This is a genomic window from Marisediminicola senii, from assembly GCF_011057645.1.
In the GTDB taxonomy this organism is placed as follows: domain Bacteria; phylum Actinomycetota; class Actinomycetes; order Actinomycetales; family Microbacteriaceae; genus Marisediminicola; species Marisediminicola senii.
Window position 1 is genome coordinate 1 of record NZ_JAALGE010000071.1, and the last position, 9774, is coordinate 9774.

Below are 9774 nucleotides of genomic sequence, written 5' to 3' on the forward strand. Positions count from 1 at the left end.
TTGAGGTCGGTTTTCACACACAGGGTTTAACACCCTCCGCCAACGATTAACAGCGACCACGCGGGGCTATCCCGATCGGGACATCGCACCGGCCACAGCGAGACCAATTAGGACTCACTCATCTAGGTTCAGCCACGCCACCACCCCGCCGATTACGACCGCGACGACGACGGAGTATGCGAACGTTCCGACGGCGCCCCAGAAGGAGAAGGATGCCGCGGTCGCCACGATCGCCGTCCGCAGCAGCACCAGCGCCGTCGCATCGTTCAGCAGACTTTCCCCGTCGAGAATCGAGACCACGCGCTTAGACACCGACGTGCGCTTGATAATCGATGTCGCCACCGCATCCGTCGGACTCACGATCGCCCCGAGCGCGACGCCCCATGCAAACCCCAGCCCGGGAATGACGAGCATAAAGAACAGCCCGAGCACAAGCGAGCTTCCCACGACCAACACGACGGACAGTCCCCCGATCGCGCCGAACTCCCGTCGAAAGTTCATCGCGGGCATCGAGACCGCGGCTGCGTACAGCAGCGGCGGAAGTAACCCGGCGAGGATCCACTCCGGGTCGATGCGGACGGCGCCGAATGCCGGAAGGAAGCTGCCGGCAACTCCGACCGCGACCAGTGCCAGTGGCGGCGCAATGCCGAGCCGCGGGCCCAGCAGGGTGGCGGCAGCAGTGACTGCAAATGCGGCGACGATGAGGACGAGGTTTTCGGTCACTTGAGCAACCTCCCACCAAACTCGTGTCCAGCAGGCTCAGTACGGTTAGTGGTTTCGTACCCGTGCAGGGTGGTGCTCCCTGCTGCGCTAGAGCGACAGGTACCACTATTGCGGGCCGTGACGCGCTTCGCTCTGGCTTGGGTCTCGCACGGGCTCGTCGCATCTGGACTGACCTGCGCCGTGCTCAGAAGCATCGCGGCGTCCACGCTTACCACCTGGTTCGCCGGTGTCGCCTACCGTTCCGCGCTCGAGCAGCTGCGTCGTGCCTGAGGCGCACTTCGACGCGGTCATCCACGCGCCAGTGCGACTGCGGATCTGCGGCCACTGCTCTTGATTGTCGAAAGTGCCCCGACGATGGAGGCGAAGTCGCAAACCGCCGCTTCTTCTATCGCGATGCCCTGACGGGAAAGGACAGTCTGTTTCGCGAAGAGGTGCGGGCGCTCTTTGACAACCCGGCGCTGGTAAGCGGGCCAAATCAAATGACGCCCTGGCTCGAGAGGCTTAAGGCCTAGGGCACCTACTTGATTAGTCTTGCGAGCCTACCGGTGAACTATTTCTCGCCATCCTTGCGAAAGGCAGCGCTCGACCGAAACATCGACTTGATCGTTGACCGTTCCCGGGAGCTCGATCCCGGAGGAATCGTGCTGGTGAAGCAAAACGTCTTCGACCTTCTGGAGCGCCCACTCCGCGAGGCTGGCCTCCCGTTACTTCATAACACCTTGATTCCGTTCCCCGGCAGCGGCCAATAGAAGCGGTTCCGCGAACGGTTTGGCGAGGCGCATGACGGCCTCAAGAGCGGAGCATAGATCGACTCTCAGGTAGATTGATCGAAATATTGGGGAGGACGATTTCGGATGGTATTGACCCTCGGCCCCCTCTTACGCGACGCAAATATCGATATTGCGTCGGCCCTCGTGATTCGGCACGCGTATACAACGGAGCCCGAAGACAGCGGACTCATCGGACTTCACGCTGAATCAACCGACGCCGAAATACTCGAGTACACACGAGTTCAATCAGCGAACACCAAGCGCTTTCCCGCTGAGCCTCCGCGACTGTGGATTGTTTTCGTCCGAGAGGGCGGGGACCAAGCTCGACTTTGGTCCGTCTTGGAGAACCGCGGCGAGCTTTCGAATGATGGGACCCTGCGGACTTTCGACGTTGTTCAAGCGGAACCCATGGCCGACCTGAGGAACCGACTGGTGATCGGGTGGCGTTCGCCACGCTCTTGGCGGATGAACGCTAGTACTGCCGCGACCTACCCGGTCACCGGGATAGCGGATGCGGAGCCAGTTCAATTTCCAGGATTCGACCGCCTCATCGCAAACTATGCACAATTGCAGGCGATCACACGTGAGCACCGCTACGCCTCATGGCGCACAGCACTTTCATCTGTGGTGGGGATCTACCTCATTACTGACACTAGAGACGGCCGTCAGTATGTCGGAAAAGCCGACGGTGAAGAAAACATCCGTCAGCGGTGGACCACTTACGCGTCGAACGGCCACGGCAGCAACGTCGAGCTGCGTGGCCTCGACCCAACCAGCTTCCAATTCTCACTCCTCCGCGTTTTCGATCCCGCAACGCCCACTCGGGAAATAGATGCTGCCGAGAGCCACTTCAAAGTTGCCCTCGGAACGCGTCGTCATGGTTTGAATCGAAACTGACGAGTTGGACCAACGCTCCTGATTGCCAGAACGCAGAATACGCTCGCGATGAAAGGAGACTGCGCGGGCGTTTTGACAGATGCGGCAGATCTGACATGCACCTAAGAGACCGTCCCAGGCGGTACCGAAGCGACAAAGCGGCGAAGCACTACAGCGTCGTACGACCACGCACTGGTGAGTCGCCACGCAGAAATGAGGCGTCTGCCGAGATATGCGTGCGGCTTGAGATCAGCTGTTTGGTGATTCTGGTAGTGGGCAACCCGCGCACAAGGGAGACAGCACTAATGGACCCGTTCGAGGTGTCACCATCGCGCGCGGAATGCTCGTGCTGCGCATATCCGGCGCCACCGACGAGTTAGCCGCGCCGTACTGGGGCCTGCTCACTTTTTATTGCTGATGTGCACTGCATTCGAGATTGCAACCCAACACAGGGATTCCTCAATCCCTTTTGGGGCGATTTAGAGGTGCGAGCCTTCGTCGCAGGAGACGGAAACGGGGAGCTCTACACGCGGACGAGTACATGGCGGTGCGCCCACGACGAGACCCTGAGAATAAGTTTCTAGCGCTTAGCTACTACACCGGCGGTGTCCTCCGGGCATTGCTCGCCGAAGGCGGCTATATTCCTGACCAGGTCTCATTGAATCCGAATGACCTGAATCGGCGCTTAGCAGGGGGCAACATGGTCGCGAACGTTCTTGACATCACTCCAGATCCGAAAGTGCTTCTAGCGCTTACTCACACGCCAATAAAGCCGCTCGACGCGCTCTGTGAGTTGATTGACAACGCGATAGATTCCTTTCGGGCAGCGCAAGTAATGGGGACGCCGGTCCGCTTCCCTTTAGTGGATGTAACGATCCCTGGTGAGAGTCAGGCCCGACGAGGCGAGGGAATCGTCCGGGTCACGGACAACGGTGTGGGACTCGACAAAGAAGGTTTAGCAAATACCCTCCGCGCAGGATTTAGCGGAAAAAACCGATTCGATTCCTTAGGCCTGTTCGGGATGGGGTTCAACATCGCGACGGGCAAGCTGGGTCGTACGACCAAAGTGACGACCGTAAGGTCCTCCGACGCGAATGCGTTGCGTGTGACCATGGACCTCCCGAACGTCGTTAGAAGTCGCAAGTTTGACGTGCCCGTCGAGGAAGTTGCCAAACATGCTGACTTTGACCACGGGACGATTGTGGAAGTGAGCGATTGGTGGCCTGAAGGAGACCCTAATTCCGGATTCATTGCTCAATTGGCTCACATCCCAAAACTTCAATTACGCCAGCAGATTGGTCGACGATACGCATCCCTCCTCGGCAACGGAGAGGGACCCAAGGCAAGGATCCGCATAAACCAGGAGCTTGTGGTCCCCTTCGAGCACTGCGTGTGGTCGGGCGACCGCTTTGTTGAACGTAAAGACTGGGGCAACATCCCCGCGCGCATTCAGATCGACACAGTCATTTACTCGCAGCGAAGGTGCCTTGTGGACGGGGCCACCGTTGACGCAGTCTCGGCCAGATGTTTGGAATGCGGCTCAGAAGCGTCTCGGACGGTCGAAGAGCGGCTCCGCGGATGGGTGGGTATCCAGAGGTTCGACGACAACAACAAGTTCGGTATCGATCTAATCCGCAATGGCAGAGCTATCAGGGTTGGAGAGAAGGACGCTTTCTTCAACTACGTCGACGACCTTGGTGAGTCAGTGAAGGAATACCCGACGGACCAACAAACAGGTCGGATAGTTGGAGAGGTGCATTTGGATCATGTGCCTGTCGATTTCACAAAGCAAGATTTCCAGCGCACCACAGAGGAATGGCAACGGGCGGTTCAATACCTGCGAGGCGGCTCACTACTTCCGAGCCGCTGGGAGGAGGGCGCTCCGAACAGTTCACCCATCTCGAAACTCTTTCAGGGATACCGGAAAGTGCGGATAGCGGGAAAGCCGGACATGTACATGGGTCGGTTTGACGAAGTTTCCGCAAAGCCCGTGCGTATCGGAAGAGAAGTCGAACAGGAGATGTACCGACGGTTCATTGACCGAGAGTCTGGTTATTACGATGATGCCAAGTGGTGGGAGCTGGTTGAAAATGCGTCCGTGCCCCCACTGGCCGCCTTAGAGGAGTGCTCCGAGTGCGGCTACCAAAATGCCCCTGACGTCGATGTTTGCGCGGGTTGTGAACGCATCTTGCATTCAAAGCAATGCCTCGCATGCTCCGCCATCATTGCTGCATCCGCGAGCCATTGCGAATTTTGCAACACCTCCCAAATCCCTGAGGTGCAAGAACCGTGGCGATGCGCTGTCTGCAGCAGCTTGAACGGGATTGACGATGAGCGGTGTTCCACCTGCGAGGCCCTGCGAGGGGCAGAAGATCCGGTTTCCGTCGAACTTCTACGACGAGAGTCCGAACACCTTCCTAGCTACTCGTTCGAAAGCCTGGCATTCACTCTTGCCGATGGAAAGAAATCAGACCCCCTCGACGTGGTCGCATATAGGGCCGGCTCCTTGAAACCTCGTTGGGACGGTGAAGGTGTGCCTACGCTCGCATCCCGCGCTCCCGGCAAGATCGAGGTCTTTATCGACGAATCCCATTCGCTGTTCACTCATCTTGGGGTGCGTCCCCAGGAAGCAGTCGCTATTGAGGCCGCTCAGTACTTACATAGTCTCAGATCAGATCTGCATGGCCGGTCTGGTCACTCAGTCAGGAACATATCCGCGACTATCCTTGCCGACGTCTGGGGTGAGAATCTTGCAGCGGGTGCCGAGCAGGTGTCTGATTCAATTCGCGCCGTGTTCGCGCAAATTGCTGAACGCCTCAATGGAAACGACGACGCTGCCGATTTCTTTCAGGAGCTGGACCAATACGAGCAAAGAGAACTAGCCGACAGGCTGATCAGCGCTGGGGTGCTCGACCAACTTGCCAGCCTGCGCGAGTCTGGTGCATTTCTTGGGTTTGCCAGCGCGGGCGTTCTCGCTCGGTTCTTTTCCCGCTATCCGGAAGGTTGGTTTGGGACCGTGTGGACTGAATCCTTGGCGGACCCAGCTGCCGTAGGGAAAGTCGCCGCGGAGAACTCGCGAGAGCAGGTCGTAGGGATCTTCTCTCGATGTCTCGATGATTGCGCAGCGTACCTTCGGTTCAGCTACACGGATCCGCTTATAGTCGCGCGCGTTCGTGCATCGCTTGCCTACCTCGAAGCGCGCCTGGCTTGACCGCTTTCTTTGGTGACTCAGCAATCAGTTCGTCTTCTTGGCAGGGTTTCGAGCGGCTGGTGTCCCGCTTGCTTGTCGTGGAGGGTTTTCAGAACGTCTCAGTCATCGGTGTATCTGGCGACGGCGGTGCCGATGTCATAGCTAGCCGAGCGGGCAAGCGATGGCTCTTCCAGGTGAAGAGATGGGCGAACCCTGTTGGTGCAGAAGTCATTGCACAGACTCTTGCTGCGATTAGAAGCTATGAAGCCGACGTGCCAGTAATTGTGAGCAAGTCGGGTTTCACCGCGGGTTTCATGACGCAGAGACGCCAGCTCGCTGACGAGGGTATAACCGTCCAGATCTGGGACCGACCCGCTCTCGCTCGCCGGGTTGCTCGGCTGGACGTGGAGAGCCCTGCAGCGAGAGCCCCCGGTCGTTTTGGCTTACGCAAGTACCAAGAGGAGGCGGTGTTAGCAATTGTTGACGCGGCAGTGTCAGGGAGGACGCCAAGCGCTCTTGTGGTTCTTGCGACCGGTCTGGGAAAGACCTTTGTCGCGGCGGAGTCACTTCGGCGACTGTCCGCTCTAAATACGAATCTAAGAGTTCTTGTGGTTGCCCATACGAATGACCTCGTTTACCAACTCGAGCGCTCCTTCTGGCCGTTCCTTCGTGCCGATCAAGCCACAGTTGTCGTAAATGGGGCGGAGCGGCCGGCCTGGACAGAACTGCATCACTTTGACTTCGTTTTTGCATCGCGAGACTCAATCGCGATCGCGCTTGAGAACGGTGTCGACTTGCCGCGTTATGACGTTCTTGTCGTCGACGAGTGCCACCACCTTGGTGCCGACCGGTATGAGTTGATTCTGAGCGGGCTCGCGCACGGTTCCGCTGATGGCCCGTTTTTGCTTGGCCTTACTGCGACGCCGTGGCGGCCGGAGGGCGGGAATCTCGATGATTGGTTTGATGGAGCAGTCACCAGTATCGATCTCGTTCGCGGCCTGCAAACCGGTTATCTGGCCAACGTCGATTACCGCATGTTTACCGACAACGTTGATTGGGAATCGCTAAAGCACTTGCAAGGTGATCGATTCACGCCCAAAGCCATCAATCGAACCCTTTTTATCAATGAATGGGACGACGCCGTGGTGGACCGGGTGCGGGAGGCTTGGGAGGAGCTAGCGGGCGGCGGCCGTGGGATCATATTCTGCGGCACGGTGGCACACGCCGAGCGCATTGCTGAACGGATAAACGCTCTCGGGTTCACAAGTGCCAAACCCATCTACTCACGTTCTTCTTCGGGCGTTGTGATGGGCCCGATCGAACGCAACAAATTGCTGTGGGATTTTGCTGAAGGCAAAGTTGGCATTTTGTGTTCCGTCGACGTACTGAACGAAGGAGTAGACGTTCCGGATGTGAACCTAGTGGTCTTCCAACGAGTAACTCACAGCCGAAGGATCTTTCTCCAGCAGCTTGGCCGCGGTTTACGACTTTCACCAGACAAAAAAAGAGTGATCGTTTTGGATTTTGTTTCTGACGTACGACGGTTCGCAGCGGGTCTCGAACTGCAGCGTGCGCTGGACAGTCACGGCCCACAAGCAGGGCAACCGGTTCGTGTGAGCCTCCCCTCGCAGGTTTCATTCCGGCGCGCCAACGACAGTGATCGCGATGGGGAGAGCTTCTTGCGCGAATGGCTTGGGGATTTGGAAGAGGTCGAGGAAGCAGGCGATGACGTGAGCGTTATGCGATATCCGCCGATAGAAATAATGCCTGGGGGCGGTCGTGATTGATTCATGGAACGTAAAGCGCAATAGCGCACTGAACTCGCTCGAGATCCTTGTGGAGCTCATGAGAGACCTCGACGCGACGGAACGTGAGCTCGTCGACGCCTATCTAGAGTCCAAGAAGTTGCTCGCTCGCTCCTTCCAGGTATTGGCTGTAGAGCGCTACTCCGGTGCCGAGAGGCTGGAAGCGGTGAAGGCTCTACTCGTGAACGCAATGGATGTGCTGTACCCCACACTCCCCACGAGGTACAAAGTTGTGAAGGGATTCGGTGCCTCACATCGGCTGATCCTGAATTACCTCTCGCAAAGAGTGGGTGAGGAAGTATCAGCCGAAGAACTTCGGGTACTAACCGGTGACGCTGTACATACAGAGAGACGGGCCCGAGAACTACGTGACTTGGGGCTGGATGTCGCATCCCGTTCGGTGGCAGGAGGTCAGCAGTACCTTCTCAGATCAGCGCATCCTGATATGAACGCGGCTCGGTCGATTGCCCTTCACAACGTCAACGAAGACAACTCGCTCACTGGGCAGGAGCGGGCCAATTTAGCGAGGTTGTTGAGGGTGGCGGACGGGGTTACCACTTGATCGATGGTCCTCAATCGAATCCCGTTCGGGATAACACTCACCGCATCTTCATCGAAGGCTATTAAAAGGACTTAGTGGGTTCGGAGATCGCCCAAAAAAGCGAGGCCTGCGGGGCCAAGGAACAGGCGCCGAAATGCGTGGGGGTTGTCAACTACAGTGTCGGAGGTGCCCTGGAGGATAAGCGGATGAAAGTTGTGACGGAGCCGACAGTGACCGATCAATCACTGAGCGTGCTGGAAATCTGTGCGGGCGCGGGAGGCCAGTCTCTTGGTCTCGAGCAGGCGGGCTTTGGCCATGCGCTCGCTGTCGAGATTGATCGCGACGCCGCCGCCACTCTTCGTTTGAACCGGCCGAGTTGGAATGTCCACGAGGGGGACGTTCGTGAAGTGAATGGTCGCGATTTCAAGGGAGTAGATTTACTGGCAGGTGGAGTGCCATGTCCCCCCTTCAGCATGGCCGGTCATCAGCTTGGGGCGGATGACGAAAGGGACTTGTTTCCTGAGGCACTGCGACTGGTCCGCGAATCCAGGCCGGCGGCGGTCTTGCTCGAGAACGTTCGTGGCCTAGCTTCAGCACGGTTTTCGGTTTACAGACAGTCGATCTTGGACGAGCTGCTGCGCCTGGGTTACCAGGCCGATTGGCAACTGCTGTACAGCTCCGACTACGGCGTTCCGCAGTTGCGCCCACGATTCATTCTGGTGGCATTTAAACGTCGGAAGCTCTCGCGGTTCGAATGGCCGGAGGTTAGCGGGGCACCAAAGTTAGTTGGCGAAACGCTGCTTCCTTCAATGCGTCAGAACGGGTGGCAAGGAGCTGAACGATGGGCTAAGAACGCAGCAGGCGTCGGTCCAACCATCGTGGGCGGATCGAAGAAACATGGCGGTGCGGATCTTGGTCCTACTAGGGCCAAATTAGCCTGGCTGGCTCTCGGCGTGGACGGCAAAGGCATCGCAAATGATGCGCCGTCAGGGGAGGACCCCATCGACCACATACCCCGCCTTACGAACGAGATGGTGGCGCTTATACAGGGATTCAGCCCAAATTGGGCTTTTGCTGGGAAAAAAACGTCTACCTACAGGCAGATCGGTAATGCCTTCCCACCCCCAGTGGCGCATCAAGTAGGTAGGTCTATTCACAGGGCCCTGGGGGCCAACACAAAGTCGATAGGACAGCCGCTCTGCGTTGTCGCCTAGCAAACGTATTGTGCCTCGGACGTCGATAGTGCACCTTTGCGCTGGCCTAGTCGTCATGTCGATAGTTTGATTGGACAACCGAAGCCCGGGCCACCTTTGCGAAAATTCCCTCAGTTAAGGTGATTTAGGGCGTAAGCACAAGCGCGTCACGAGCCACAGCGGGTCACAATGCGCAACTGGATAAAGCCTCTTTTCGGCGCTGATGTTTAGGCGCCAATTTGCTCAGTCGAAACCAACAGAACAGTCCACTTGGCGCGCGTTATCTAGCAGCAAAGAGCGCGGAGCTAAGTTATCGATAACTGGTTCCGCTTTTTCTCACCCGCCACAATCGGGTCTTGACGCTCGGGTTCCACATGCTCGTGTTGTTTCTCGCCTTCTCCGGGTCGCCGCTTCGAAACAGGCGTGGACGCCCGAGACAGCGGCAGCCCGATGCCGGTGTCGAGCAGCCGACACGGAAAACGGCGGCCGGCAGAATCGGTGGAGATCGGGTGAGTTTCCCCCTCGAGATGGAGTTGCCGCGGCATCCATAAGTTGAGTCCCGCATAGTGGTGTAGCCGCGGTGGCCCGGCTCGTCGTGAAGACGTGGACGCGGTCACCGTGTGATCCTTCGAGAAGTCTCTTACCTCGACTCGAAAGGCATCATCACGATGACCGC

General features: G+C 57.9%; 6 protein-coding genes. 5 read left to right on the plus strand and 1 reads right to left on the minus strand.

Annotation, left to right across the window (positions count from 1 at the left end; genetic code table 11):
- Nucleotides 1-114: 114 nt before the first annotated feature.
- A complete protein-coding gene (locus tag G5S38_RS14615) occupies nucleotides 115-723 on the minus strand; it encodes a cation:proton antiporter domain-containing protein (RefSeq protein WP_165070179.1) in 609 nt (202 codons plus the stop codon).
- 1178 nt (nucleotides 724-1901) lie between these two features.
- On the opposite strand from G5S38_RS14615, the gene G5S38_RS15760 reads away from it, so the two are divergent.
- The 5 genes from G5S38_RS15760 to G5S38_RS14640 all read left to right on the plus strand — a co-directional run bounded on the left by G5S38_RS15760 (nucleotide 1902) and on the right by G5S38_RS14640 (nucleotide 9119).
- Nucleotides 1902-2390: a GIY-YIG nuclease family protein gene (locus G5S38_RS15760; protein ID WP_235929105.1), complete on the plus strand. Its 489-nt coding sequence runs from the start codon at nucleotides 1902-1904 to the stop codon at nucleotides 2388-2390.
- Nucleotides 2391-2910: 520 nt separating this feature from the next.
- Entirely contained in the window at nucleotides 2911-5580 is a 2670-nt protein-coding gene (locus G5S38_RS14625) for an ATP-binding protein (protein WP_165070184.1), read from the plus strand.
- Entirely contained in the window at nucleotides 5577-7346 is a 1770-nt protein-coding gene (locus G5S38_RS14630) for a DEAD/DEAH box helicase family protein (RefSeq protein WP_165070187.1), read from the plus strand. Before G5S38_RS14625 ends, G5S38_RS14630 begins: the two co-directional genes overlap by 4 nt.
- Before the next feature lie 58 nt (nucleotides 7347-7404).
- Nucleotides 7405-7926 carry a hypothetical protein gene (locus G5S38_RS14635; protein ID WP_165070189.1) on the plus strand — a complete coding sequence of 174 codons (522 nt, stop codon included), beginning with the start codon at nucleotides 7405-7407 and terminating at the stop codon, nucleotides 7924-7926.
- Nucleotides 7927-8000: 74 nt separating this feature from the next.
- Nucleotides 8001-9119 (plus strand): DNA cytosine methyltransferase, encoded by a 1119-nt coding sequence (locus tag G5S38_RS14640; protein WP_235929106.1) that lies wholly within the window; start codon nucleotides 8001-8003, stop codon nucleotides 9117-9119.
- The last annotated feature ends 655 nt before the right edge of the window (nucleotides 9120-9774 follow it).

Coding starts and splice junctions, on each gene's coding strand:
- G5S38_RS15760 (WP_235929105.1), top strand. CDS start 1,902: ATGGCCGACCTGAGGAACCGACTGGTGATCGGGTGGCGTTCGCCACGC.
- G5S38_RS14625 (WP_165070184.1), top strand. CDS start 2,911: ATGGCGGTGCGCCCACGACGAGACCCTGAGAATAAGTTTCTAGCGCTT.
- G5S38_RS14635 (WP_165070189.1), top strand. CDS start 7,405: ATGAGAGACCTCGACGCGACGGAACGTGAGCTCGTCGACGCCTATCTA.